Annotated in this window: 25 protein-coding genes; 22 read left to right on the top strand and 3 right to left on the bottom strand. The window is 62.4% G+C overall.

Annotated elements, in window-relative coordinates; genetic code table 11:
- Nucleotides 1-149: 149 nt before the first annotated feature.
- Nucleotides 150-1,988 carry an extracellular solute-binding protein gene (locus ACIQWP_RS08235; protein ID WP_402784584.1) on the bottom strand — a complete coding sequence of 613 codons (1,839 nt, stop codon included), beginning with the start codon at nt 1,986-1,988 and terminating at the stop codon, nt 150-152.
- 107 nt (nt 1,989-2,095) lie between these two features.
- Entirely contained in the window at nt 2,096-2,731 is a 636-nt protein-coding gene (locus tag ACIQWP_RS08230) for a TetR/AcrR family transcriptional regulator (protein ID WP_402784581.1), read from the bottom strand.
- Between the two features lie 37 nt (nt 2,732-2,768).
- On the opposite strand from ACIQWP_RS08230, the gene ACIQWP_RS08225 reads away from it, so the two are divergent.
- The 7 genes from ACIQWP_RS08225 to ACIQWP_RS08195 all read left to right on the top strand — a co-directional run bounded on the left by ACIQWP_RS08225 (nt 2,769) and on the right by ACIQWP_RS08195 (nt 9,663).
- Nucleotides 2,769-3,338 carry an isochorismatase family protein gene (locus ACIQWP_RS08225; RefSeq protein ID WP_402784578.1) on the top strand — a complete coding sequence of 190 codons (570 nt, stop codon included), beginning with the start codon at nt 2,769-2,771 and terminating at the stop codon, nt 3,336-3,338.
- A gap of 151 nt (nt 3,339-3,489) precedes the next feature.
- A complete protein-coding gene (gene mepA, locus ACIQWP_RS08220; protein WP_402784575.1) occupies nt 3,490-4,524 on the top strand; it encodes a penicillin-insensitive murein endopeptidase in 1,035 nt (344 codons plus the stop codon).
- A gap of 99 nt (nt 4,525-4,623) precedes the next feature.
- Nucleotides 4,624-5,004, top strand: a complete 381-nt coding sequence (locus tag ACIQWP_RS08215; RefSeq protein WP_402784572.1) for a methylglyoxal synthase — start codon at nt 4,624-4,626, stop codon at nt 5,002-5,004.
- 34 nt (nt 5,005-5,038) lie between these two features.
- Nucleotides 5,039-6,061, top strand: a complete 1,023-nt coding sequence (locus ACIQWP_RS08210; protein ID WP_402784569.1) for a glucokinase — start codon at nt 5,039-5,041, stop codon at nt 6,059-6,061.
- A 265-nt stretch (nt 6,062-6,326) separates the two neighbouring features.
- Nucleotides 6,327-8,066, top strand: a complete 1,740-nt coding sequence (locus ACIQWP_RS08205) for an ABC transporter ATP-binding protein (protein ID WP_402786076.1) — start codon at nt 6,327-6,329, stop codon at nt 8,064-8,066.
- Between the two features lie 14 nt (nt 8,067-8,080).
- Nucleotides 8,081-8,905, top strand: a complete 825-nt coding sequence (gene dapB, locus ACIQWP_RS08200) for a 4-hydroxy-tetrahydrodipicolinate reductase (protein ID WP_402784566.1) — start codon at nt 8,081-8,083, stop codon at nt 8,903-8,905.
- Nucleotides 8,906-9,027: 122 nt separating this feature from the next.
- Nucleotides 9,028-9,663, top strand: a complete 636-nt coding sequence (locus ACIQWP_RS08195) for a 2,3-bisphosphoglycerate-dependent phosphoglycerate mutase (RefSeq protein ID WP_402784563.1) — start codon at nt 9,028-9,030, stop codon at nt 9,661-9,663.
- 119 nt (nt 9,664-9,782) lie between these two features.
- On the opposite strand, the gene phnF is transcribed toward ACIQWP_RS08195, so the two are convergent.
- Entirely contained in the window at nt 9,783-10,517 is a 735-nt protein-coding gene (gene phnF / locus ACIQWP_RS08190) for a phosphonate metabolism transcriptional regulator PhnF (RefSeq protein ID WP_402784560.1), read from the bottom strand.
- A 101-nt stretch (nt 10,518-10,618) separates the two neighbouring features.
- Here phnF and phnG point away from each other — a divergent pair, with 101 nt between their 5' ends.
- From phnG to phnN, 15 genes are all read left to right on the top strand, one after another.
- Nucleotides 10,619-11,095 (top strand): phosphonate C-P lyase system protein PhnG, encoded by a 477-nt coding sequence (gene phnG, locus ACIQWP_RS08185; protein WP_402784557.1) that lies wholly within the window; start codon nt 10,619-10,621, stop codon nt 11,093-11,095.
- Complete coding sequence (gene phnH / locus ACIQWP_RS08180; protein WP_402784555.1) at nt 11,095-11,721, top strand: phosphonate C-P lyase system protein PhnH; 627 nt, start codon at nt 11,095-11,097, stop codon at nt 11,719-11,721. Before phnG ends, phnH begins: the two co-directional genes overlap by 1 nt.
- Nucleotides 11,722-11,724: 3 nt before the next feature.
- Nucleotides 11,725-12,834 (top strand): carbon-phosphorus lyase complex subunit PhnI, encoded by a 1,110-nt coding sequence (locus ACIQWP_RS08175; protein ID WP_402784551.1) that lies wholly within the window; start codon nt 11,725-11,727, stop codon nt 12,832-12,834.
- The gene (locus ACIQWP_RS08170; RefSeq protein ID WP_402784548.1) at nt 12,831-13,742 is read left to right on the top strand and encodes an alpha-D-ribose 1-methylphosphonate 5-phosphate C-P-lyase PhnJ; all 912 of its coding nucleotides are present in this window, start codon (nt 12,831-12,833) and stop codon (nt 13,740-13,742) included. Before ACIQWP_RS08175 ends, ACIQWP_RS08170 begins: the two co-directional genes overlap by 4 nt.
- Nucleotides 13,739-14,515, top strand: coding sequence for a phosphonate C-P lyase system protein PhnK (phnK, locus tag ACIQWP_RS08165; protein WP_092843610.1), 777 nt, complete (start codon nt 13,739-13,741; stop codon nt 14,513-14,515). Before ACIQWP_RS08170 ends, phnK begins: the two co-directional genes overlap by 4 nt.
- Nucleotides 14,516-14,524: 9 nt before the next feature.
- Nucleotides 14,525-15,232, top strand: coding sequence for a phosphonate C-P lyase system protein PhnL (phnL, locus tag ACIQWP_RS08160; RefSeq protein WP_402784544.1), 708 nt, complete (start codon nt 14,525-14,527; stop codon nt 15,230-15,232).
- Nucleotides 15,229-15,846 (top strand): DapH/DapD/GlmU-related protein, encoded by a 618-nt coding sequence (locus ACIQWP_RS08155; protein WP_402784541.1) that lies wholly within the window; start codon nt 15,229-15,231, stop codon nt 15,844-15,846. The genes phnL and ACIQWP_RS08155 overlap by 4 nt, the downstream gene beginning before the upstream one ends.
- 154 nt (nt 15,847-16,000) lie before the next feature.
- Entirely contained in the window at nt 16,001-16,555 is a 555-nt protein-coding gene (locus tag ACIQWP_RS08150) for a pyridoxamine 5'-phosphate oxidase family protein (RefSeq protein WP_402784538.1), read from the top strand.
- A 223-nt stretch (nt 16,556-16,778) separates the two neighbouring features.
- The gene (gene phnC / locus ACIQWP_RS08145; RefSeq protein WP_402784535.1) at nt 16,779-17,633 is read left to right on the top strand and encodes a phosphonate ABC transporter ATP-binding protein; all 855 of its coding nucleotides are present in this window, start codon (nt 16,779-16,781) and stop codon (nt 17,631-17,633) included.
- A 94-nt stretch (nt 17,634-17,727) separates the two neighbouring features.
- Nucleotides 17,728-18,639 (top strand): phosphonate ABC transporter substrate-binding protein, encoded by a 912-nt coding sequence (phnD, locus tag ACIQWP_RS08140; protein WP_402784533.1) that lies wholly within the window; start codon nt 17,728-17,730, stop codon nt 18,637-18,639.
- 66 nt (nt 18,640-18,705) lie between these two features.
- Nucleotides 18,706-19,686 (top strand): phosphonate ABC transporter, permease protein PhnE, encoded by a 981-nt coding sequence (phnE, locus tag ACIQWP_RS08135; RefSeq protein WP_402784530.1) that lies wholly within the window; start codon nt 18,706-18,708, stop codon nt 19,684-19,686.
- Between the two features lie 8 nt (nt 19,687-19,694).
- Entirely contained in the window at nt 19,695-21,041 is a 1,347-nt protein-coding gene (phnE, locus tag ACIQWP_RS08130; protein ID WP_402784527.1) for a phosphonate ABC transporter, permease protein PhnE, read from the top strand.
- A 189-nt stretch (nt 21,042-21,230) separates the two neighbouring features.
- Complete coding sequence (locus ACIQWP_RS08125; protein WP_402784524.1) at nt 21,231-21,917, top strand: DUF1045 domain-containing protein; 687 nt, start codon at nt 21,231-21,233, stop codon at nt 21,915-21,917.
- A gap of 15 nt (nt 21,918-21,932) precedes the next feature.
- Nucleotides 21,933-23,072, top strand: coding sequence for an alpha-D-ribose 1-methylphosphonate 5-triphosphate diphosphatase (locus ACIQWP_RS08120; protein WP_402784521.1), 1,140 nt, complete (start codon nt 21,933-21,935; stop codon nt 23,070-23,072).
- Nucleotides 23,069-23,674, top strand: a complete 606-nt coding sequence (phnN, locus tag ACIQWP_RS08115) for a phosphonate metabolism protein/1,5-bisphosphokinase (PRPP-forming) PhnN (protein WP_402784518.1) — start codon at nt 23,069-23,071, stop codon at nt 23,672-23,674. The genes ACIQWP_RS08120 and phnN overlap by 4 nt, the downstream gene beginning before the upstream one ends.
- Nucleotides 23,675-23,831: the final 157 nt, after the last annotated feature.

Here is a 23,831-nt window from a genome sequence, read left to right as displayed (position 1 = left end):
GGACCATATTCCGCCTCGCCTCAATCCATCTATCGATCAAATCACATTCCCTTCCGCCGGATGCAAACCGGCGCAGTCATATTAGCTTGAAACTATCCGAATCAGCCTTGAGCATTTGGAGCCAGCGAGGCCCCCAATGCAAGAGAGGCTCACTTTCCGGCGCTCTTCGACCACCAGACATCGGGGAAGCCGATGGAATAGTAGGGAAGCTCGGGGAGGTGCTCGAACTTGTCCCAATAGGCTATCCTGGTCGTCGTCCCGTAGAAGGTCGGCAGAACATAGTGGTGGGCAAGCAGCACGCGGTCGAGCGCCTTAGTCGTCGCTTCCTTCTCCGCCACGTCCTTTGCGAAGATCACCTTCTGGATGAGCGCGTCGACGCCCGGATCGGCGATCCCAGCATAGTTGCGCGATCCCTGGCGGGCTGCGGAAGCGGAGCCCCAGAAATCGAGCTGCTCGTTGCCGGGGTTCAGCGTTTCCGCCCAGACAACCCAGATCATGTCGTAGTCAAAGCTGCGAATGCGATTGATATATTGCGAGGGATCGACCGTCCGGACACTGGCATCGATACCGATGCGCTTCAGGTTCTGTACATAGGGCAACACCGATCTTTCCAGCGAAGGATTGTTCAGCAGAAGCTCCAGCGAAAACGGTTGACCGGTCTGCGCGTTCACCATCTTGTTGCCCTTGAGGACCCAGCCAGCATCCTTGAACAGGGCGATCGCCTTGCGGAAATTGTCGCGCGCCTTCTGCGGATTGCCGCCGACGGGATTGGCATAAGGCGTGGTAAAGACATCGGCCGGCACCTTGTCCTTTACACTATTGAGAACATTGAGCTCGTCTCCTTGCGGGAGACCGGAGGAGGCGAACTTCGTGCCGAAAAAGAAGCTGTCGACACGCGTCAACTTGCCGAAGGAAAGGGTTCGGTTCAGCTCCTCGAAATCGTAGGCATAGTTCAGCGCTTCCCGGACTCGCTCGTCCTTGAACCGCTCGCGCCGCATGTTGGGAACAAGCGCCTGCATGATGCCGACCGAGCGTAGCGTGTTGGGCAGCTCCTCCCGCTTGATGCGGCCGTCCTTGGCGGCCGGAAAATCGTAGCCCGTCACCCAATGGCTGGTCGAATTGTCCTGCCAGTAATCGATGACGCCGCTGCGAAACGCCTCGAACGCAACGTCATAGTCGGAAAAATAGACATAGTTTATCGCGCCGAAATTGTTCGCGCCGACATTGACCGGGGTATTCTTGCCCCAATAATCGTCACGCAGTTCGTAGCGGATCGAAGAGCCCGGCTGGATAGATGCGATCTTGTAGGGACCCGATCCCATGACCGGCTCAAGCGTCGTGCGCGAGATGTCGCGCGGCTTGCCATCGGGACCATTTGCCTCCCACCAATGTTTCGGCAGGACGGTAAGCTGGCCAAGGATCGACGGCAGCTCGCGATTGCCCTTTTCATCGAAACGGAAGGTGACATCGCGCTCGCCGGTCTTTTCGGCGCTCACGACATGCGCATAGTAGCTTGTCGCCAGCGGATTGAGTTCCTTGGCTTTCTCAAAGCTGAAGATGACGTCCTCGGGCGTTACCGGCGTGCCGTCGGCCCACTTCGCCTCCGCGCGCAGGCGGAAGGTGGCGCTCGAAACGTCATCGGGATAGGAAACGCCCTCGGCAAGCAGACCATAGGACGAATTGGCCTCGTCATCGGCCTTTTTCAGCAGCGTATCGTAGATCAGCTCCGTTCCGTCGGCGACATTGCCCTTCGACAGCACCGGATTGAGGGTGTCGAAGGTGCCGCTGGCCGACAGCTTTACCTCGCCGCCCTTCGGCGCGTCCGGATTGACGTAGTCGAAATGCTTGAAGCCGGGCTGGTATTTGAGGTCGCCGAGAATCGCCGTGCCGATGCGGAATTGCGGCTCTTCGGCTTTCGAGGACAAAGGCATTGCCAGCAGGCAAAAAAGAGAAACGACCAAGCCTGCTTTCAACCGCGACAATGCCATCCATGATCTCCTGATGATTTCCAAGGAATCAGCATAGGGCAAATGAGGGCAAAAAACAGGACGCAATCACTCACCTCTTCGCAACGAGGCCGAGCGGCGCACCCAAATCAGGTTTTTGCCGCGGCTTCTTCCAGACGCCGGCGCAGCATCAGCCGCAGTTCGCCGACGACGCGCCGATCCTCCCCGGTTTCCGGCTCGTTGGCGACGACGACGGCGATGCGCAGCAGTTCGAGAACGACGCCTGACATCAGCGCGACATCGTTGGCTATCGACGGCTTGGCCTGCCGCAGGACACCCGCGATCAATTCCTTCAACTCGACGCGTGAAACCGCCTTGCGCTCCTTGGGAATATCGCGACGGCCGGCGAGCACCGAAAGTTCCGGATACGTCTCCATGAAGACACCGAGCGCATCGAAGATCGCCTCGCCGCAATCGGCTGCCGAAAGGCCGGCGCTGCTGTTCGCCACGTCCCGAAGCTCGGCCTTCAATCGCTCCAGGCGTTCGATATGCAGCGCCTCGGCAAGCAGGGGCTTGGTCGGAAAGAACTGATAGAGCGAGCCGATGGACGAGTTCGCTTCGGCAGCGATCTCGGTCATCGTCGCGGCATCATAGCCTTTCCGCGCAAAAACCCTTGCGGCCGCTTCCAGCAGGATAACGACGCGTTCATGGCCGCGCTGCCGCTTTGGGGTGCGCGTCTTCAATTCTTCACTTGATTTTCGTGAGGTTACCCTCATATTTTCCATTGTGAGGATATCCTCATGTTTTTCTCGGAGCCCCCAGATGCCACTCTACGATCCCAAGACCACCGCTCTTGTTTCCATCGATCTTCAAGCCTTCGTCCTTGGCCGCCCGCTTGCGCCCTACTCCGCCCAGCAGGTCACCACCAATACCGTCGCCATCGCAAACAGGCTGAAAGCCGATGGCGGAACGACCGTTTTCGTAACGGTCGGATTTTCCTCAGACTATGCCGACGCTGTCAATCAGCCTGTTGACGAAAGCTTCACACTTCCCCCAGGAGGTTTGCCGCCGGCCGCGCTCGAGGCTCCCCCGGAGATGGCGGCGCTGACGCCCGACGTCGCCATCGTCAAGCGCCAGTGGAGCGCCTTTTACGGCACGGAACTCGACCTGCAGCTTCGCCGCCGTGGTATCAACACGCTGATCCTGACCGGCGTCGCCACCAATTTCGGGGTAGAAGCGACCGTGCGCGATGCCTACGCGGCAAACTACGCCGTGATCGTCGCGGAAGACGCGGCGACGACCTTATCGCAGGAGATGCAGGATTTTTCCTGCACGAAAGTCATGCCGCGGCTGTCGCGCATCCGCAAGACGGCGGAAATTCTGGGGAACTGATCCGCTAGAAGCGACGGCCCATGCAAGCGAAGGCGGCCGGCCACCTGTGATTGCCGCGGTTTCACTTTCATCCCTTTTCGGGATAGTCTCACCGCAAATCACTTCGGCCCAAATCATTTCGGATAACGCCGACCGCCTTCCAAGGATATGCATGGTTTCACTTCTGGCTCGCGCCTTTCGAACGATCGGCAAATTTTCTCTCGCGACAATGATCGGAACGGGTCTGGTCGCCGGCGATGCGCTGGCGCAGCAGACCACCCCTTCGCCCGGGAGCGCCAAGGCGGTCTTCGGCGCGGTAACGCTGCCAACGCAGGGACCACCGCAATCGATCGGCTTTTATGCCAAGGGTTGCCTTGCGGGCGCGGTCGCGCTTCCGACCGACGGCCCGACCTGGCAGGTCATGCGCCTGTCGCGCAACCGCCGTTGGGGTCGCCCGGAAACAATCGGGCTGCTGGAGCGCCTGTCGCGTGATGCGGCGAAGAATGATGGCTGGCCGGGCCTCCTCGTCGGCGATATCTCGCAGCCGCGCGGCGGCCCGATGCTCAACGGCCATGCCTCGCATCAGATCGGCCTCGACGCCGATATCTGGCTGACGCCAATGCCGCGGCGCAAGCTGACAGCCGAAGAGCGCGAAGCCCTGCCCTTCACCACGATGCTCGCCAAGGACAAGTTCCTGACGATCAACGACAAGGTCTGGACGCCCGCGCATGCCCGCCTGCTGATGCGCGCGGCGAGTTACCCGCAAGTCGAGCGCATCTTCGTCAACCCGGCCATCAAGAAGAAGATGTGCGAGACATGGACCGGCGACCGCAGCAATCTCGGCAAGCTGCGGCCGGAATATGGGCACGACTCGCATTTCCATATCCGCCTCCGCTGCCCGGCCGGCTCGGTCGGCTGCACGGGACAGGCGCCGGTCGCCGCCGGCGACGGCTGCGACAAGACGCTCGCCTGGTGGCTCGGCCCCGAACCGTGGGCGAAGCCGAAGCCCGGCACCAAGCCGCCGCAAAAGCCGCGCGAGGTCATGGTTTCCGATCTGCCCAAGGCCTGCCAGGCCGTGTTGGCAGCTCCTTCGGTCGCTTCCACGCGTGCCGCTACCTCTGGCGCCAAGGCTGCCGGCGCTTCGGCCGACACAGACGCAGCGCCGATTTCCGGCGATACGCCGCCCGGTCAAATCCCGCAGCAGTGAGACCCGAACCGTCCCTGCCGGGGCAGTCTTTCAAAACGCGCCCCCTTGGTATAGAAGGCGGATAAATCGATTGAAAGCATCGGGCGGAGCAAGGATTTCATGGCCGGCAGCAAATGCATCGCGCTGATCGCGCATGATCAGAAAAAGGACGCGATGGCGGAGTTTGCGCGGCGCAACGAGGCGGCTCTGGCCGGCTGGCACATCGTTGCCACCGGCACGACAGGCGGCCGCGTGCTCGACGCCTGCCCCGATCTCAAGGTCACCCGCCTGAAAAGCGGACCGCTCGGCGGCGACCAGCAGATCGGCGCGCTCATCGCCACCGGCGAGATCGACATGCTCATCTTCTTCATCGATCCCCTTACGCCGTTGCCGCACGATGTCGACGTGAAGGCATTGACGCGGCTTGCCGTTCTCTACGACATTCCGATGGCGCTCAACGAATCCACCGCCGAGCGGCTGATCAAAACACTGAACCATTAATCCGCCTTGCCGGCGGCAGACCACGGACCTGGCCATGCCCGAGCTCAATCACAGCGATGCCCCCCTGCCTTTCCCAATCCTGATCGGCGATATCGGCGGTACCAATGCACGTTTCTCCATCCTTGCCGATGCGGACTCCGAACAGGAGCATTTTCCGGTCGTGCAGACGGCGAATTTCGCCACGATCGACGATGCGATCAAACTGACCCTCGAGAAGAGCAAGGTCCGGCCCCGCGCTGCGATCCTTGCCATGGCCGGCCCCGTCCAGGGTGACGAGATTCCGCTGACCAACTGCGACTGGGTGATCCGGCCGAGGACGATGATCGCCAATCTCGGCATCGAGGACGTGCTCGTCATCAACGATTTCGAAGCGCAGGCGCTCGCCATCGCGGATGTCGCTGACGAGCATCGCGAAACCATCGGCGAAGCGACCAACAACCTCGCCGCCTCGCGCGCCGTGCTCGGGCCGGGCACCGGGCTCGGCGTGGCGGGTCTCGTCCATACGCAGCATCAATGGGTGCCTGTGCCGGGCGAAGGCGGACATATCGATCTCGGGCCGCGCACGGCACGCGACCTGCAGATCTGGCCGCATCTGGAAACCATCGAAGGCCGCATCTCGGCCGAGCAGGCCATCTGCGGCCGCGGCCTGCAGAACATCTATCATGCCGTCTGCGCTGCCGATGGCATCGAACCCAGCCTGAAGGAGCCGGCCGACATCACCAACCACGCGCTTGCCGGCACCAACCCGCAGGCCGAGGAGACGCTGACGCTGTTCGTCACCTATCTCGGCCGCGTCGCCGGCGATATCGCCATGATCTTCATGGCGCGCGGCGGCGTCTATCTTTCCGGTGGCATCCCGCAAAAGATCCTGCCGGCGCTGCAGAAGCCGGAATTCCGCGCCGCCTTCGAGGACAAGGCGCCGCACACGGAAATGATGAAGACGATCCCGACCCATGTGGTCGTCAATCCGCTGGCAGCCCTTTCCGGCCTTGCGGCCTATGCCCGCAAGCCAGCAAGCTTCGGCCTTGCGACCGAGGGCCGCCGCTGGCGGCGTTAACCGCCTTGCAAACAACCGATGGCGCGCCAAAATAGCCGGTGCGCTATCCCTTTTTGAAGGAACCGCCTTCCTCTATAGTGAGGCCGGCTCCGTGATCGGCCTTAACCAGCGCGGCAAGCCATGTCTAGCCAAAGCCGTGCTAACTCTTTAATAGAGCCGCGCAAGCACGTGCCATATGCGGCTCGCTTGGTTCAAGACAGGAAGCCGATTATTGAAATTGCCCGATCCGAAAAGCAAAAGCGTCGACAGCGAGGCCATCACCGGCATGCTGAAACGCATTATCGCTGAGAACGGCCGCGACCACATCCGCGGCTATGCTGTCGCGATCACCTGCCTGATCCTCGTTGCCCTATCGACTGCTTACATCGGCTATATCGTCAAAGCGGTCATCGACAGCGCCTTCATCGCGCGCGATATCACCGATGCCTGGAAAATTTGCTTCAGCATCTTCCTCGTTTTCGTGGTGCGCGGCTTTGCGGGATATTTCCAATCGGTCATCCTGTCGAAAATCGGCAACAACATCATCGCCCGCTACCAGCGCCGCCTCTATTCGCATCTGATGACGCTGTCGGTCGGCTTCTTCAACGAAGCCCGCTCCGCGCAGCTCGCCGCCCGGATCAGCCAGAACGTCTCGGGCATCCGCGACGTCATGAACCTGACGATCACGTCGACGGCGCGCGACCTTCTGACCTTCATAGCCTTGCTCTGCGTCATGGTCTTCCAGGACCCGGTGCTCAGCATCGCATTCGTCGTCATCGCGCCGCCGCTCTTCTTCGCGCTGCGTTATATCTCCAAGCGTCTGCGCGCGGCCACGCGCGATGCGATCGTCCTGAACAGCCATGTGCTCGGCGCGATGCAGGAAACCATCCAGGGCATTTCCATCGTCAAGGCCTTCACGATGGAAGAAGAGCTCGAGCGCAAGATCAACAAGCTCATCACGGCAGCCGAGCATCGGCAGAACCGCATTGCCCGCCTTTCGGAGCGCAACGGCCCCCTTATCGAAACCGTCGCCGGCTTCGCGATCGCCAGCCTCTTTGCCTATGCCGCCTATCGCTCGATCTACGACAACGTCTCGCCAGGCGTGTTCTTCTCCTTCGCCACCTCGCTGCTGCTTGCCTATGATCCAGCGCGGCGCCTTGCCAAGCTGCAGGTGCAGCTGGAGCGCGCGGTCGTCAATGCGCGGATGATCTACGAATTGCTCGACATGGAGCCGCGCCAGCGCGACCTGCCGGATGCCAAGCCGCTCGTTGTCACCGATGCCCGCATCGAATTCCGCGACGTTCATTTCGCCTATGGCGACGAAGCCGTCCTGTCCGGCGTCAATTTCTCGGCCGAGGGCGGCCAGACGACGGCGCTGGTCGGCCCTTCCGGCGCCGGCAAGTCCACCGTCATCAATCTGATCCCGCGCTTCTACGATCCGAAATCCGGCAGCATCTTCATCGACGGGCAGGATATCGCCCATGTGACGAAACAGTCGCTGCGGGAACAGCTCGCCTATGTCTCGCAGCAGCCCTATCTTTTCGAAGGCACGATCCGCGACAACATCCGCTACGGCCGCCCGAACGCGACCGATGCCGAGATCGAGGAAGCAGCCCGCCTTGCCTATGCGCATGATTTCATTGTCGCTCAGCCGATGGGCTACGACACGCCCGTCGGCGAAAACGGCGTGACGCTTTCCGGCGGTCAGCGGCAGCGCCTGTCGATCGCCCGCGCACTGGTGCGCAATGCGCCGATCCTGCTTCTGGACGAAGCGACCTCGGCGCTCGATACGGAATCCGAAGCGGCCGTGCAGAAGGCGCTGGAAGAGGCGATGAGCGGCCGCACGGTCGTCGTCATCGCGCACCGGCTGTCGACCGTGGTCCGGGCCGAGAAGATCGTCGTCATGCAAAACGGCCGGGTTGTCGAAGAGGGCAACCACGAGACGCTTGCGACGGCCGACAATGGCCTTTACGCTCGGCTCAACAACCTGCAGCTACCGGCCATATCAAGCAATTCCCGCAAATAGACGATAGAGACGACATGAGCGACGATGCGATGAAGCTGGTGGTGGTTGGCGCGGCGGGCCGCATGGGACAGGCTCTCATCCGTCTCATCCACGCGACCGACGGCGTAACCCTGCATGCAGCCGTCGCCCGTCCGGGTTCCGCCTTCATCGGCAAAGATGCCGGCGAGATTGCCGGACTGGGGCCGATCGGCATTCCCATGACCGACGATCCGCTCGCTGCCTTCCTTCATGCCGAAGGCGTCATCGATTTCACGACACCGGCAACCAGCGTCACCTTCGCCAACCTTGCCGCGCAGGCCCGCATCGTCCACATCATCGGCACGACCGGATGCTCGGACGAGGACGAAGCCAGGTTCAAGGCCGCCGCGCGCCATGCCCGCATCGTCAAATCGGGCAATATGGGCCTCGGCATCAACCTTTTGAGCGTGCTTGTCGAACAGGCGGCGCGCGCGCTTCCCTCCGCCGACTGGGATATCGAAGTGCTGGAGATGCATCACCGCCACAAGGTCGATGCGCCCTCGGGCACGGCGCTTCTGCTCGGCCAGGCGGCGGCGAAGGGCCGCGGCGTCGATCTCAACGACAACTCCGTGCGCGTGCGCGACGGCCATACCGGTCCGCGCCCGACGGGTACGATCGGCTTTGCGACCTTGCGCGGCGGCGGCGTGGTCGGCGATCATTCCGTCATCTTCGCCAGCGAAAGCGAGCGGTTGACTCTGTCGCACAATGCTGGCGACCGCTCGCTGTTTGCCCGAGGCGCGCTGCAAGCGGCGCTCTGGGCGCGCGACAAGAAACCCGGCTTCTATTCCATGCTCGATGTCCTCGGGCTCTCCACACGTTGACCTGATCCTGGAGCGGATCGGCATGGAACTGCCGACCCGCTCCAGCCTTTTATTGTCTCGCAATTCCGGACGGAAAACCGTTACGCACTTTTCCTGGAATTGCTCTATCAAGGAGAAATTTTATGAGCGGTACTCTCGTCCTCGTTCGCCATGGCCAAAGCGACTGGAATTTGAAGAATCTCTTTACCGGCTGGAAGGACCCCGATCTGACCGCGCTTGGCATCGAGGAAGCCCAGACCGGCGGCAAGGCGCTGGCCGACTACGGTATCAAGTACGACATCGCCTTCACGTCCGATCTCGTCCGCGCCCAGCACACGCTGAAGATCATCCTTGATGCCGTTGGCCAGCCGAACCTGGAGACCATCAAGAACCAGGCGCTGAACGAGCGCGATTACGGCGATCTCTCCGGCCTCAACAAGGATGACGCCCGCGCCAAGTGGGGCGAAGAGCAGGTTCACATCTGGCGCCGTTCCTACGACGTTCCCCCTCCCGGCGGCGAAAGCCTGCGCGACACCGGCGCCCGCGTCTGGCCCTATTACCTGACGGAAATCCTGCCGCGCGTGCTCGCCGGCCAGAACGTGCTGGTCGCCGCCCACGGCAACTCGCTGCGCTCGCTCGTCATGGTTCTCGACCGGCTGAGCAAGGAACAGATCCTGGCGCTCAACCTCGCGACCGGCGTGCCGATGGTCTACAAGCTCAAGGCCGATTCCACCGTCGCCTCGAAGGAAGTCCTCGGCGACATGTCCGGCGCGCATTGAGCGCAAGCCATTAGGGCCAAAAGCCCCTCACCCTAGCCCTCTCCCCGCAGGCGGGGAGAGGGGGAAAGACGCGCTTCGGCGGGCTCAGGAGGCCGGATGAGGGCTCGAGCCCCCTACCCTCAATTCTCGATCGTGAAACGCACCCTGTCGGCGGCGAAGCGGGAGATCGAATATTGCACCGGCACATTGTCGAGATCGGTATTTAGCGCCTGCGTGATGAGAACGATGGCGCCCGGAGATAATTGCAGATCGGTGAGATCGCCTTCGTCGGCATGCGTCGCCGTGATCTCGGTGACGACGCGCACGTAATCCGGCACGCCGAACTCGCGAAACGCCTTGGTGATCGACCCGGTCGCCCGGTAGGTCTCGGCGATCCCGCCAAAGCGATCAGCCGGAAACCAGCTGGTGGCGCGCGATACCGGACGATGGTCCGCCTGGCCGAGCGTTTCGAGCCTTATCAACGGCGCGCCGGTCTTGAGCTTAAGCTGCTTGGCCAATTCGGCGCTGGCAGCCTCCTCGCCCGATGCAAGCAGCACGCTACGGGTTTCGCGCACTTGATCGCCAATCCCTTGCGAAAAACGCGTCCGCTTCGAAATCGGAAAGCTTAGCCGCTCCTTGCGCTCGATCAGCGTGCCGCGCCCCTGCACGGCCCGGACGATCCCCTCCTGCGCCAGCGCCGCGAGCGCGCTCCGGATCGTATGCCGGTTGACGCCGAACTGCAGCGCCAGCGTCGTTTCCGGCGGCACCATGCCTGTTTCGTCGAAATCGCCATGATTGATCGACGTGCGAATCCGGTCGGCAATCTGCCGCCAGAGCGCCACGCCCGTCTGCCTCTGTATCTTCTGCCCTGCCATTACGCCCACTCGCCCTGTCACACGCTTGTCACGACTCACTAATAGATATAAGACTATCTTGTATGGTTGTCTATATCAATAGACATTTGAAGGAAGGCGCGATGAATTCAGCACAAAGGCAGGAAGCGGCCGCACAGGAGCGCCGAGAGCGCAAGCGCGTCGCCGATCTTCTGGCACAGGCAGAGCGCGACGAGCTCGAGGCGGCCTGGGACGCATTGCCGAGCAAGCCGGCGGTGCAGCCGGTGCGCGGACCGGAAACCGGGCTCGTCATGGTGCGCGGCCGCATCGGCGGCGGCGGTTCCCCCTTCAACCTCGGCGAAGTCACGGTGACGCGCGCCACCATTCGGCTGGCATCCAACACCATCGGCCATGCGCACGCGCTTGGCACGGATCGCGAAAAGGCCCGGCTTTCGGCGATCTTCGACGCACTCTGGCAGCAGCCGGCCACCCGGGACTTCGTCGAAAAGGCCGTTCTGCAGCCGGTCACCGAGCGTATTGCAGACTATGATCGCAAGCGCGCCGAAGAGACGGCAGCGACCCGCGTCGATTTCTTCACCATGGTTCGCGGAGAAGATTGATGAGCCTTTCGAGCACCCCGACCTTCGGCAACGAGGCCCTGACCGGCGGTTTTACCGATCCGGTCTTCGACGCGCAAAGCGTCTTCAAGATGACGATGGACGCCATGGCGCGCCCGGGCACCCTGCAAACCGTTGTGGCCGACATCGCGCCGCCGGCGCCGCTCGGTGTTGCTGCCGGCGCCATCGGTCTGACCCTTTGCGACCATGACACGCCAGTCTGGCTTTCCAACAGCCTGACAAGATCGAGCCTGCCGGAATGGCTGGCCTTCCACACCGGAGCGCCCGTGATCGCGGAACGGCTGGAAGCCCATTTCGCCTTCGTCGAGGCCGGCATGGCGCTTTCCTCCTTCAGCCAGTTCGGCGTCGGTACCCAGGAATATCCTGATCGGTCGACGACGATCGTTCTGGAAATCGAAAGCCTGGAAGGCGGCAAGGAGCTGGCGCTTTCCGGCCCCGGCATCAAGGATGTGACCATGATCGCCCCGGTCGGCCTGCCGGATGCGCTGCTGCGCATCTGGAACGACAATCGCGCCCTCTTCCCGCGCGGCGTCGATCTCGTTCTGACCGCCGGCCGGCAATTCCTTTGCCTGCCGCGCACCACCAAGATCACCGCGACGGAGATGTAACATATGTATGTTGCCGTAAAGGGTGGCGAAACCGCCATCGCCAATGCTCACCGGCTGCTGGCCGACCGTCGTCGCGGCGACCGTTCGCTGCCGGCTGTTGGCATCGACCAGATCGTGGCGCAGCTCGCGCTCGCGGTCGATCGCGTCATGGCCGAAGCCTCGCTTTTTGACCGCGCACTGGCGGCCCTTGCCGTCCGACAGGCGCGCGGCGACATGATTGAAGCCATCTTCCTGCTACGCGCCTACCGCACGACGCTGCCGCGCTTCGGCTACTCCCAGCCGCTCGACACTGCGGCGATGAAGATCGAGCGCCGTATCTCCGCGACCTACAAGGACCTGCCGGGCGGCCAGCTTCTCGGCCCGACCTTCGACTATACTCACCGCCTGCTCGACCCGAGCCTCCTGACCGACGAGGCCGTCGACGAGCCGATGCAGCGTCCGGCCGAAGAGGGTCGCATCATGCGCGTTTCCGAAATCCTCGGACAAGAGGGGCTGATCGAGGGCGACGGCACCATGCCCGTCGACCACGAAATCGGCGACCTGACGCGCGAGCCGATGGAATTCCCGATGACCCGCGACCTTCGTCTGCAGGCGCTTGCTCGCGGCGATGAAGGCTTCCTGCTGGCGCTCGGCTATTCGACCCAGCGCGGCTATGGCCGCAACCACCCCTTCACCGGCGAAATCCGCATCGGCGAAGTGGAGGTCGAATTCGATGTGCCGGAACTCGGCTTTGCCGTCTCGCTCGGCCGCATCCAGGTGACCGAATGCCAGATGGTCAACCAGTTCGCCGGCTCGGCGAAGGCGCCGCCGCAGTTTACCCGCGGCTACGGGCTGGTGTTCGGGCAGAGCGAGCGCAAGGCCATGGCCATGTCGCTGGTCGACCGCGCGCTGCGGGCCGAGGAGCTTGGCGAAGACATTGTGGCACCGGCCCAGGACGAGGAATTCGTGATTTCCCACTCCGACAATGTGCAGGCGACCGGCTTCGTCGAACATCTGAAGCTGCCGCATTATGTCGACTTCCAGGCCGAGCTCGACCTGGTGCGGCGTATGCGCCGCGATTTCGAAGCCGCCCGAGACAGCGGCATGGACCCGATGACGGAGGCAGCCGAATGAGCGAACTGGCCACCTATAACTTCGCCTATCTCGACGAACAGACCAAGCGGATGATCCGCCGCGCCATCCTGAAGGCGATCGCCATACCCGGCTATCAGGTGCCCTTCGCCTCCCGCGAAATGCCGATGCCCTACGGCTGGGGCACCGGCGGCGTGCAGCTGACGGCGGCGATCATCGGTCCGGAGGATGTACTGAAGGTCATCGACCAGGGTGCCGACGACACGACCAATGCCGTCTCGATCCGCGCCTTCTTCCAGAAGGTCGCCAATGTCGCCGTGACCACCCGCACCGACGAAGCGACCATCATCCAGACGCGACACCGCATTCCGGAAACCAAGCTTGGCCCGAACCAGGTGCTGGTCTACCAGGTGCCGATCCCGGAACCCTTACGCTTCCTGGAGCCGCGCGAAACCGAGACGCGCAAGATGCACGCGCTCGAGGAATATGGCCTCATGCACGTGAAGCTCTACGAGGATATCGCGCGCAACGGCCGCATCGCCACCACCTATGCCTATCCGGTCAAGGTTGCCGGCCGCTATGTGATGGACCCGTCGCCAACGCCGAAGTTCGACAATCCGAAAATGCACCTCTCCGACGCGCTGCAGCTGTTCGGCGCCGGCCGCGAGAAGCGCATCTATGCCGTGCCGCCCTATACGCAGGTCGTCAGCCTGGATTTCGAAGACCATCCCTTCGAGGTGCAGCGCTTCGACAAGCCCTGCGCTCTTTGCGGCGCCGAGCAGGTCTATCTCGATGAGGTGATCCTCGACGACAAGGGCGGGCGCATGTTCGTCTGCTCCGATACCGATTTCTGCGAGGATCGCCGCGCCCATGGCCATGCCGGTCACATGCTGGCGTCAAATGGGCTCGCATCCGATGGACAGCCTGGTGGCAAGGAGGCTGCCGAATGAGCGACACACCACTTCTGAAAGTCAAGGACATCTCGAAATTCTACGGCAGCCGCATCGGGTGCCGCGATGTGTCCTTCGAATTGTGGCCCGGCGAAGTGCTTGCCATCGTCGGCGAATCCGGTTCCGGCAAGACGACGCTCCTCAACTGCATCTCGACCCGGCTGCTGCCGACGACGGGCAGCGTCGAATATCACATGCGCGACGAGACCTATCGCGATCTCTTCCGCATGAACGAGGCCGAACGCCGCTTCCTGATGCGCACCGACTGGGGCTTCGTGCATCAGAACCCGGCCGACGGCCTGCGCATGACGGTTTCGGCCGGCGCCAATGTCGGCGAGCGGCTGATGGCGATCGGCAACCGCCACTACGGCAACATCCGCAACACGGCCATCGACTGGCTGGAGCGGGTGGAAATCGACGCCGACCGCATCGACGACCAGCCGCGCGCCTTCTCCGGCGGCATGCGCCAGCGCCTGCAGATCGCCCGCAATCTGGTGACCGGCCCCCGCCTCGTCTTCATGGATGAGCCGACCGGCGGCCTCGACGTGTCCGTGCAGGCGCGCCTGCTCGATCTGGTGCGCGGCCTCGTCAACGATCTCGGCCTTTCGGCGATCATCGTGACGCACGATCTCGCGGTTGCCCGTCTCCTCTCGCATCGCATGATGGTGATGAAGGACGGATACGTCATCGAGCACGGCCTGACCGACCGCGTGCTCGACGATCCGCGCGAACCCTATACGCAACTGCTGGTCTCTTCGATCCTGCAGGTCTGAGGAAGAAACATGGCAACCCCACTCGTCGTTTCCGAAGTCTTCAAAAGCTTCACCATGCACCTGCGCGACGGCTTGCGCCTGCCCGTCGTCGCCGATGTCTCCTTCTCCGTCGCATCAGGCGAATGCGTCGTGCTCGGCGGCCCGTCCGGCATCGGCAAGAGCTCGCTGCTGAAGATGATCTATGGCAACTACGCCGTCGACAACGGCCAGATCCTCGTCGCGCACAAGGGCCGGATCGTCGATCTCGCCACCGCCGACCCGCGCACCGTGCTCGATGTCCGTCGTCAGACCATGGGCTATGTCAGCCAGTTCCTGCGCACCGTGCCGCGCGTCGCGGCCATCGATGTCGTTGCCGAGCCTCTGCTGGCCCGTGGCGTCGCCGTGAGCGATGGCCGTGAAAAGGCGGCAGGTCTGCTCGCGCAGCTGAACCTGCCGCAGGAACTCTGGCAATTGCCGCCCGCCACCTTCTCGGGCGGCGAGCAGCAACGCGTCAACATCGCGCGCGGCTTCATCACCGACCACGCCATCCTGCTGCTCGATGAGCCGACTGCCTCGCTCGATGCCAGGAACCGTGCCGTCGTCGTCGACATGATCGAAGAGAAGAAGCGGGCAGGTGTCGCCCTTCTCGGCATCTTCCATGACGAAGAAGTGCGTGAGGCCGTCGGCAGCCGCATTCTCGACGTCTCGCAATTCTCGCCCAGAAAGACAGCCGCATGAGCCGCAAATTGGGCGAGACGCCCTTCATCAGCCCTTCGGCCAGCGTCAACAATTCGACGCTCGGCCGCTATACCGAGGTGTCGGAGCGCTGCCGCATCGACGAGGTCGAGATCGGCGACTATTCCTACATCATGCAGGATGGCGCGGTGTGGTGTGCGACCATCGGCAAGTTCGTCAACATCGCCGCCGCCGTGCGCATCAACGCCACCAACCATCCGACATGGCGCGCCACGCTGCACCACTTCACCTATCGCGCCGCCGACTATTGGCCTGACGCCGATATGGAGACCGATTTCTTCAGCTGGCGGCGCGACAACCGCGTCGTGATCGGCCATGACGTCTGGATCGGCCATGGCGCCACCATCCTGCCCGGCGTCAATGTCGGCAATGGTGCCGTCATCGGCGCGGGCGCCGTCGTCTCCAAGGACGTCGCGCCCTACACGATCGTCGGTGGCGTGCCGGCCAAGCTGATCCGCGAACGCTTCACCTCCGAGGTCGGTGCGCGTATGGACAAGCTCTCCTGGTGGGATTGGAATCACGACCGCCTGCGCACGGCGCTTGCCGACTTCCGCGCCCTTTCGGCGGAAGAATTTCTGGATCGTTACGACGCCTAGCGCAATTCCAGGAAAAGTGTGCAGCGGTTTTCCGTCCGAGATTGCGCCAAAACAGAAAGCTGGGACGGTTTTTGACCTGACCGGCCTTGCATGGGGCCGACAGGCGATCCAGCTTTCAGGCAGCCCTTGGAGTGCGGGATCGGGAGGAGTTTCCATGGCAAAGCAGTTTTCCAGCCTCGACGACAGGCTGCGCGATTTCATCGCGCGGCAACACATCTTCTTCACCGCATCGGCGACCTCCGATTCCCGTGTCAATGTTTCGCCGCGCGAAACGCTGTGCCTGCGCATCATCTCCCCGAATGCCGCCATCTATCTCGACCGCACCGGCAGCGGCAACGAGACATCGGCCCATATGAAGGCCGACGGACGGTTGACCATCATGTTCTGCGCCGTCGAGGGACCGCCGATGATCCTGCGTCTTTATGGCAGCGGCCGGATCATCCATCGATCTTCGCCCGACTATCGCGAATTGCTGCGCGAGCACTATGCGGGCGAGGAGCCGCGCGGCGCGCGGCAGATCGTGCGGCTGGACTTCGATCTCGTACAGACTTCCTGCGGTTTCGGCGTGCCGCTCTTCACCTATGAAGGCGAGCGGCCGAGCCTTGATCAGTGGGCAAAAGCCAAGGGTCCTGACGGTATCGAGGAATACTGGCGCGAGAAGAATGTGGTCAGCATGGACGGTTTGCCGACCGGCATGTTTGACGGCTAAACTTAAGGAAAGCCCTCAGCCGGCTAATCTTGCAAAATCGCCGAGAATTGTAACAGCAGTTACATAAAACTGACATTGGAGCTTCATGAAGCGGGACTAATCGGTTGCCTTGTGGTTGGCGCCAACCCCCTCGAAACTCCCTTCGAGGCAGGGTCATGCGCCCATTCTTAGCACCGGTACCGCTGAAATTTTTGCAGCCCGGCAGCCGCGAAAGGGAAGCACTATGTTCGAACTCAGGAACGTCTCGCGCCGGTTTGGTAACAAGCTCGCTGTCGATTCCGTGACTTTGGACATACCGCAGGGACAGATGGTCGGCGTCATCGGCCGTTCCGGCGCCGGCAAGTCGACCCTGCTGCGCATGATCAACCGCCTCGCCGACCCGAGCTCCGGCTCCATCCATTTTTCCGGCGTCGAAGTGTCGAAGCTCCGCGGCCGTGCGCTGCGCAGCTGGCAGCGTGACTGCGCCATGATCTTCCAGCAGTTCAACCTCGTGCCGCGCCTCGATGTACTGACCAACGTCATGCTCGGCCGCCTCAACCAGCGCTCGACCGTCATGAGCCTGCTTTCCGTCTTCACCCGCGAGGAGCGCATCGAAGCGATCGGCGCACTGGAGCGCCTCGGCATCGAGCAGACGGCATTGCAGATGGCCGGCACGCTTTCCGGCGGCCAGCAGCAGCGCGTCGCCATCTGCCGCGCGCTGATGCAGCAGCCGAAGATGATGCTCGCCGACGAGCCGATCGCCTCGCTTGATCCGCTGAACGCCAAGATCGTCATGGACGCGCTGCGGGATATCAACGAGCGCGAAGGCATCACCGTCATCACCAACCTGCACACGCTCGACACAGCCCGCAACTATTGCGAACGCATCGTCGGTATGGCGGCCGGCAAGGTGGTCTTCGACGGCAAGCCGTCCGATCTGACGGCAGCGGCCGTCAAGGAGATCTACGGCACCGACAAGGACGGCGCCGGCATCGACGAGACCATGACGTCGACGTCGATCAATATTGCCGATCCGGCCGCGCAAGCCGCGGCAGCTGAATCCGCCGGCCCGCAACCGCTGGCACTGGCCGGTCTCTGAGCGAGACACGGCCGCGATCGAAAGCCCGCGTCAAGGGCGCATTTCTTCTAGACCGAAGGCATCCGGGGACACCGGTTAATCAGGAGACGAACCCATGTTGAAGAAAGCACTTTTTGCTGCTACCGCGCTCGTCGCGCTCGCAGCCGGCGCTGCTGCTAACGCTGCAGACCTCAAGGAATTCCGCGTTGGTATTCTCGGCGGCGAAAACGAAGCCGACCGCCTGCGCAACTATGCCTGCCTCGCCGACCACCTGAAAAAGGAATTCGGTTTCGAGAAGGTTTCGCTGTTCCCGGCCGCCGACTATGACGGCGTTATCCAGGGCCTCCTCGGCGGCACGCTCGACTTCGCCGAACTGGGCGCTTCCGGCTATGCAGCCGTCGCCATCAAGGACCCGAAGGCCGTTACCCCGATCCTGACCACGCAGCAGACCGACGGTTCGACCGGCTACTACTCGATCGGCCTCGCTCTCAAGTCCTCCGGCATCAAGACGATCATGGACGCCAAGGGCAAGAAGCTCGGCTACGCCGATCCGGACTCCACCTCGGGCTACCTCGTTCCGCTGACGCAGATTCCGAAGACCACCGGCGTTCCGAACGACAAGTTCTTCGCCTCGACCCAGTTCAACGGCGGCCATGAAAACAACCTGCTCGCCGCCTACGACGGCAAGGTCGACGTCGCTGTCGACGACTCCTCGGGCGTTGGCGATTTCAAGGACGGCTTCACCTCCGGTACCTTCCGCAAGGAAGTCGACAAGGGCGCAGTCGACCCGAACAAGCTCGTCGAAGTCTGGCGTTCGCCGCTGATCCCGAACGGTCCGCTCGTCGTTCGCAACGCGCTCGGCACCGAATGGCAGGCCAAGCTTTCGGACTTCTTCATGAAGCTCCCGACGGCTGACGCCAAGTGCTTCAACGCCATCGAAGGCGGCGACTTCAAGGGCTACGTCAAGGTTACCCCGGACTTCTACAACGCCGTTATCGACGTTCGTAAGGCTGCTATCGGCGGCTGATCCGCATCCCGATAATTGGGCGGCCGGCAACGGCCGCCCTTTTGCTATTCACAAAGGCTGGATTTCATGACGATCGCCGATACGCACCCGAATATGCAGAGCGCGCCTCAAAGCGCCAAGGAGATCGGCGACGCCTGGAGCAAGATGGTGGCCAAGCGTCGCCTCTACACCGGTATCGGCCTCGTGATCCTGCTCGTCGCCTTCGTGAGTTCCGTGCGTTTCGCCGACGAAAGCAATGCCGGCCACTTCTTCGAACGGCTGCCGCATCTCTTCGACTTTCTGAGCTGGCTCATCCCCAAGGACTGGAGCGACGTCTACCGCGCGCTCTTCGACCTGCCGAGCCCGAACGGCGCAAACGGCGCCGGCGGCGAGGAGTTCAATTTTCCGCTCGGCCGCGTTTATGTCTGGGGCGATTTCTACATTCCCGAATATTTCGAGCTGATGATCATCACGATCAACGTGGCGCTCGTTTCGACCATCATCGGCTTCGTCTTTGCAGTGCCGATGAGCTTCTTTGCGGCCCGCAACATGTCGCCGTCCAATCCGGTCCGGCTGGTGACGAAGCGCATCATGGAATTCCTGCGCGCCTTTCCGGAAATCGTCATCGCCGGCCTGTTCTCGGCGATCCTGTCGATCGGCCCGATCGCCGCCATCATTGCCGTCGGCCTTCATACGATCGGCGCGCTCGGCAAATTGTTCTACGAAGTCGTCGAGAATATCGACATGAAGCCTGACGAGGGCATGCGCGCCGTCGGCGCGAGCTGGAGCGAGCGCGTGCGATTCGGCGCCCTGCCGCAGGTTATGCCGAATTTCATGTCCTACGCGCTGCTGCGCCTCGAAATCAACGTTCGAGCCTCCACCATCATCGGCGCCGTCGGTGGCGGCGGTATCGGCGAGGAGCTGAAGCTCTCGATCTCGCGCGGCTTCGGTGCCAAGACGGTCGCGCTCGTGCTGCTGCTCTTTATCACCATCATCGCCGTCGACCAGTTTTCCGCATGGCTCCGCCGCCGCCTCGTCGGCGAACACGCCTTTCTTTTGCAGCATTGAGGTTGACCATGTCCGTCATCGACGCCGGCCGTATGCAGGAACTCGAAGCGCGCTATCCGGAGATCCTTCACCGGTCTTTCCGCCAGCGCTTCGGCGCGCTGATGATGTTCATCGGCGTCATCCTCTACGGCTTTTATGCCGTCTGGTTCTTCGATCTGCCGAAAGTCATCTCGGAAGCGCATTGGGAGCGCGTCGGCATCTATCTCAGCGAATGGATCAGCTATGACGTCCAGCCGGAGTTCCGCATCTCCGGCGACAAGATCAGCATCAAATATCCGCGCTTTTCGCCGCTTGGCGACAATCCGAACCCCGATTGGGTGAAGACCAACGCCGATGGCAGCATGACCGTTTCCGTCAGTGGCACGAGCCGCACCGTGACGGTGACGAAGACGCAGGCGATCGTGACGGCGCATGGCATCACGATCCCGATCGATATTACCGGCGACACCCCGAAGATCGTCGGCTCCGAGCCCGTTCCCAGCTGGATGACCGTCTATGACGACAATATCCTGGTCAATCTCGGCTTTGCCGGCGATGCCAGCATTTCAACCGACCGCGTGAAGATTCGCAAGCGTTTCATCGGCTGGGCCAACTTCGTCTTCGACACGCACTCGCCCTTCTTCGACAAGCCGGCGGGCGACGTCATCAGCCTGATTGTCTCCGGGCCGCGATTGGACCCGGCTCAATCCAATCTCTCGCTGGCATTCGACAATGTCTGGAACAACGGCGCCTGGCAGCATGGTGATGTCTGGACCAAGCTGTTCCAGACCATCGTCATGGCTTTCCTCGGCACGCTGCTCGGATCGATCGCCGCCTTCCCGCTCGCCTTCCTGGCGGCCCGCAACATCACGCCGAACCGGCTGCTCAATCAGGTGCTGAAGCGGTTCTTCGACTTCCTGCGCTCGGTCGACATGCTGATCTGGGCGCTGTTCCTGACCCGCGCCTTCGGCCCCGGCCCGCTCGCCGGCAGCGGCGCGATCTTCCTCACCGAAACAGGTACGCTCGGCAAGCTCTATTCCGAAGGTCTCGAGAACATAGACAACAAGCCGCGCGAGGGCGTGAAATCGACAGGTTCGTCGACGATCCTGGTGCATCGCTACGGCATCATGCCGCAGATCGTGCCCGTCATCGTCAGCCAGACGCTCTACCAGTGGGAATCGAACGTCCGCGGCGCGACCATCATCGGCGCCGTCGGCGCTGGCGGTATCGGCCTGAAGCTTTGGGAAGCGATGCGAACCAATGCCAACTGGGAAAACGTCGCTTACATGGTGCTGCTGATCCTGCTCGTCGTCTTCCTGTTCGACGCCGCATCCAACGCCTTGCGCTCGCGCCTGATGGGTACGCGGGTCAGATAGGAAGCCTTGAGAAAAATCGGCGCGCATCATCATTTTGTCACGGGAATCCGGTAGCGCAGGCGCGGCACGACTGCATCGGCCGAACCGGCTTTAGCCGGATTCGATTCGTTGCCGCCTTGCTGCTCTTGCGGTTTGTCGCAAATCACCCAACAGTGTCCCGCGCAGCCGATTTTTCCAAGGAATACAGCCTTGCGCTATGCTCTCTATTTCACGCCTCCCAAAGATGATCCGTTGACGTCGCTGGCCGCCCGCTGGCTGGGTCGCGATGCGTTTTCCGACGAGATTTTTTCCGACAAGGCCATCGGCCCCGTGCCGGCGGGCCACGCCGAACTGACGGCCGATCCGCGCCGCTACGGCTTTCATGCCACGCTGAAGGCACCTTTCGACCTCGCGTCTTCGGTGACCGAGCGCGACCTTCTCGAGGTCGCCGCCGAATTCGCGTCACAGACCAAGGCTTTCACCATTCCGGAGCTGGTCCTTGGCCAGCTCGGCCATTTCTTCGCGCTCGTGCCAGGCTCGCTTTGCCAGCCGCTGCAGGATTTTGCTTCGCGCGTCGTCAAGACGTTCGAGCCATTGCGCGCGCCGCTATCGGATCATGATATCGCCCGGCGCAAGCCGGAGGGCCTCACCGAGCCGCAGCGTGCCAATCTGCTGCGCTGGGGTTATCCTTACGTCAACGACGAGTTTCGTTTCCATATGACGCTGACCGGGCCTGTCCCGGCCGCACGTCAGCCCGAACTGCAGGAAATCCTGCGCGAGCGCTTCGCGGAGCATACCGGCAAGCCGCTCGATATTTCCAGCCTCGCCATCTTCGCCGAAGAAGAGCGTGGTGCCGCCTTTACCGTCCGTTCCTGGCTGCCGCTTGCCGGCGCCTAATATGAAAGACCTGACATGACCAAAGAAACCGTCCTCTCCAACGCCCGCATCGTCCTCGAAGACAAGATCGTCCAAGGCTCCGTGCTGATCCGCGACGGTCGCATTGCCGGCATTTCCGAAGGCAAATCCGCTGTCGGCGAGGATTTCGAGGGCGACTTTCTGATCCCCGGTCTGGTCGAGCTGCACACCGACCATCTGGAAGCGCATTACTCCCCACGCCCGGGTGTGCGCTGGAACAAGACGGCGGCGATCCAGGCGCATGACGCCCAGATCGTCACCTCGGGTATCACGACTGTATTCGACTGCCTGCGCATGGGTTCGGACGAGGATGGCGGCTTTGAAAAAGGCGAGATGCGCGACATGGCCGACGCCATCCAGGCGGCCCAGCGCGAAGATCGCCTGCGCGCCGATCACCTGATCCATCTGCGCTGCGAAGTTTCCTCCGACAACGTTCTCGATCACTTCCAGGATTTCGAGAAGGACCCCTATGTCCGCCTGGTCTCGCTGATGGACCATGCGCCGGGCCAGCGCCAGTTCCAAACCATGGATCAATATATCTTCTACTATCAGAAGAAGCGCGGCCTGAGCGACGAGGTCTTTGCCCGTTTCGTCGCCAAGCGCCAGGACGAATCGGCCAGATACGCGACGCCGCACCGCGATGCGATCTCCAAGGTCTGCGCCGAGCGCGGCATCACCGTTGCCAGTCATGACGACGCGACGCTCGCCCATGTCGACGAAGCCATCAACTACGGCGTTCGCCTCGCCGAATTCCCGACCAGCATCGACGCCGCCAAGGCGTCGCACGGCGCCGGCATGAGCGTGCTGATGGGCGCGCCGAACATCGTGCGCGGCAAGTCGCATTCGGGCAACATCGCCGCCCGCGATCTCGCAGAGCTCGGCGTGCTCGACGTGCTCTCCTCCGACTACGTGCCGCTCAGCCTGCTGCACGCCCCCTTCATCCTTGCTGACGAAGTCGAGGGCATCTCGCTGCCGCAGGCGATTGCCATGGTGACGGCGACGCCGGCAAAGACGGTCAGCCTGAACGATCGCGGCCGCATCGCCGAAGGCCTGCGCGCCGATTTCGTGCGCGTTCGCCGCGATCATGGCGTACCGGTCACGCGCTCCGTCTGGCGGGAAGGACGCCGGGTCGCATGAGTGCGAACGCCAATATCGAGCCGGCTAATCTCGGTCTGGCGGATGAGACGGCGGGTACGCTCGCTGTCGTCGTCGGGCCGAGCGGTGCCGGCAAGGATACGCTGATGAACCTGGCCGCCCGGCACTTTGCCGGCCGCCCCGACGTGCATTTCGTTCGCCGCGTCATCACGCGGGATGGCGATGCCGGCAATGAGGACCACCGAAGCGTTTCCGAGGCTGACTTCGATGCGATGGAACAGGCCGGCGCCTTTGCCGTTTCCTGGGAAGCGCACGGACTGAAATACGGCATTCCAGCAGACATCTTCGATGAGCTTACGCGGGGAAATCTGGTCATTGCCAATGGCTCGCGCTCGGCGCTGCATCGCTTCCAGAGCGCATTTCCGCGGCTGAAGGTCATCAACATCACGGCGTCACGCGAAGTGCTTGCCGAACGGTTGATGGCACGAGGTCGCGAAAGCCGCGAAGACGTGCTGAGGCGCCTGGAACGCAGCACGCTGACCGTTGAGGGCGACTACGACGTCGCGGATATCGACAATAGCGGTACGCTTGAGGATGCCGAGCACGCAATCATATCTGCACTGGAAGTGCTGATCCGGAAATAAGTTTTACGGACTTGCGATGGTCGAGGATCATCGCGACGATTTTACATTCATGTCGGATCGCGGATCTTTCACCACCTCATGCTGAGGTGCCTTGGCGCGTATGCGTCAGGGCCTCGAAGCGCGAGGTGGCCCCGAGCGACAACCCACCCATCCTCGT

Source organism: Rhizobium sp. NPDC090279, assembly GCF_044769665.1.
Lineage (GTDB): Bacteria > Pseudomonadota > Alphaproteobacteria > Rhizobiales > Rhizobiaceae > Rhizobium.
The sequence above is the reverse complement of the archived record's forward strand: the minus strand, read 5'-3'. Positions and strand labels throughout refer to the sequence as shown.

What these genes read in the sequence shown, in the direction of transcription:
- phnG (WP_402784557.1), top strand. Translation starts at nt 10,619, where the DNA reads ATGAATTCAGCACAAAGGCAGGAAGCGGCCGCACAGGAGCGCCGAGAG.
- dapB (WP_402784566.1), top strand. Translation starts at nt 8,081, where the DNA reads ATGAGCGACGATGCGATGAAGCTGGTGGTGGTTGGCGCGGCGGGCCGC.
- ACIQWP_RS08215 (WP_402784572.1), top strand. Translation starts at nt 4,624, where the DNA reads ATGGCCGGCAGCAAATGCATCGCGCTGATCGCGCATGATCAGAAAAAG.
- ACIQWP_RS08175 (WP_402784551.1), top strand. Translation starts at nt 11,725, where the DNA reads ATGTATGTTGCCGTAAAGGGTGGCGAAACCGCCATCGCCAATGCTCAC.
- phnD (WP_402784533.1), top strand. Translation starts at nt 17,728, where the DNA reads ATGTTGAAGAAAGCACTTTTTGCTGCTACCGCGCTCGTCGCGCTCGCA.
- ACIQWP_RS08120 (WP_402784521.1), top strand. Translation starts at nt 21,933, where the DNA reads ATGACCAAAGAAACCGTCCTCTCCAACGCCCGCATCGTCCTCGAAGAC.
- ACIQWP_RS08150 (WP_402784538.1), top strand. Translation starts at nt 16,001, where the DNA reads ATGGCAAAGCAGTTTTCCAGCCTCGACGACAGGCTGCGCGATTTCATC.
- phnK (WP_092843610.1), top strand. Translation starts at nt 13,739, where the DNA reads ATGAGCGACACACCACTTCTGAAAGTCAAGGACATCTCGAAATTCTAC.
- phnE (WP_402784527.1), top strand. Translation starts at nt 19,695, where the DNA reads ATGTCCGTCATCGACGCCGGCCGTATGCAGGAACTCGAAGCGCGCTAT.
- ACIQWP_RS08210 (WP_402784569.1), top strand. Translation starts at nt 5,039, where the DNA reads ATGCCCGAGCTCAATCACAGCGATGCCCCCCTGCCTTTCCCAATCCTG.
- phnH (WP_402784555.1), top strand. Translation starts at nt 11,095, where the DNA reads ATGAGCCTTTCGAGCACCCCGACCTTCGGCAACGAGGCCCTGACCGGC.
- ACIQWP_RS08225 (WP_402784578.1), top strand. Translation starts at nt 2,769, where the DNA reads ATGCCACTCTACGATCCCAAGACCACCGCTCTTGTTTCCATCGATCTT.
- phnL (WP_402784544.1), top strand. Translation starts at nt 14,525, where the DNA reads ATGGCAACCCCACTCGTCGTTTCCGAAGTCTTCAAAAGCTTCACCATG.
- phnN (WP_402784518.1), top strand. Translation starts at nt 23,069, where the DNA reads ATGAGTGCGAACGCCAATATCGAGCCGGCTAATCTCGGTCTGGCGGAT.
- ACIQWP_RS08155 (WP_402784541.1), top strand. Translation starts at nt 15,229, where the DNA reads ATGAGCCGCAAATTGGGCGAGACGCCCTTCATCAGCCCTTCGGCCAGC.
- ACIQWP_RS08230 (WP_402784581.1), bottom strand. Translation starts at nt 2,731, where the DNA reads ATGGAAAATATGAGGGTAACCTCACGAAAATCAAGTGAAGAATTGAAG.
- ACIQWP_RS08205 (WP_402786076.1), top strand. Translation starts at nt 6,327, where the DNA reads ATGCTGAAACGCATTATCGCTGAGAACGGCCGCGACCACATCCGCGGC.
- phnC (WP_402784535.1), top strand. Translation starts at nt 16,779, where the DNA reads ATGTTCGAACTCAGGAACGTCTCGCGCCGGTTTGGTAACAAGCTCGCT.
- ACIQWP_RS08195 (WP_402784563.1), top strand. Translation starts at nt 9,028, where the DNA reads ATGAGCGGTACTCTCGTCCTCGTTCGCCATGGCCAAAGCGACTGGAAT.
- phnF (WP_402784560.1), bottom strand. Translation starts at nt 10,517, where the DNA reads ATGGCAGGGCAGAAGATACAGAGGCAGACGGGCGTGGCGCTCTGGCGG.
- ACIQWP_RS08170 (WP_402784548.1), top strand. Translation starts at nt 12,831, where the DNA reads ATGAGCGAACTGGCCACCTATAACTTCGCCTATCTCGACGAACAGACC.
- ACIQWP_RS08235 (WP_402784584.1), bottom strand. Translation starts at nt 1,988, where the DNA reads ATGGCATTGTCGCGGTTGAAAGCAGGCTTGGTCGTTTCTCTTTTTTGC.
- mepA (WP_402784575.1), top strand. Translation starts at nt 3,490, where the DNA reads ATGGTTTCACTTCTGGCTCGCGCCTTTCGAACGATCGGCAAATTTTCT.
- phnE (WP_402784530.1), top strand. Translation starts at nt 18,706, where the DNA reads ATGACGATCGCCGATACGCACCCGAATATGCAGAGCGCGCCTCAAAGC.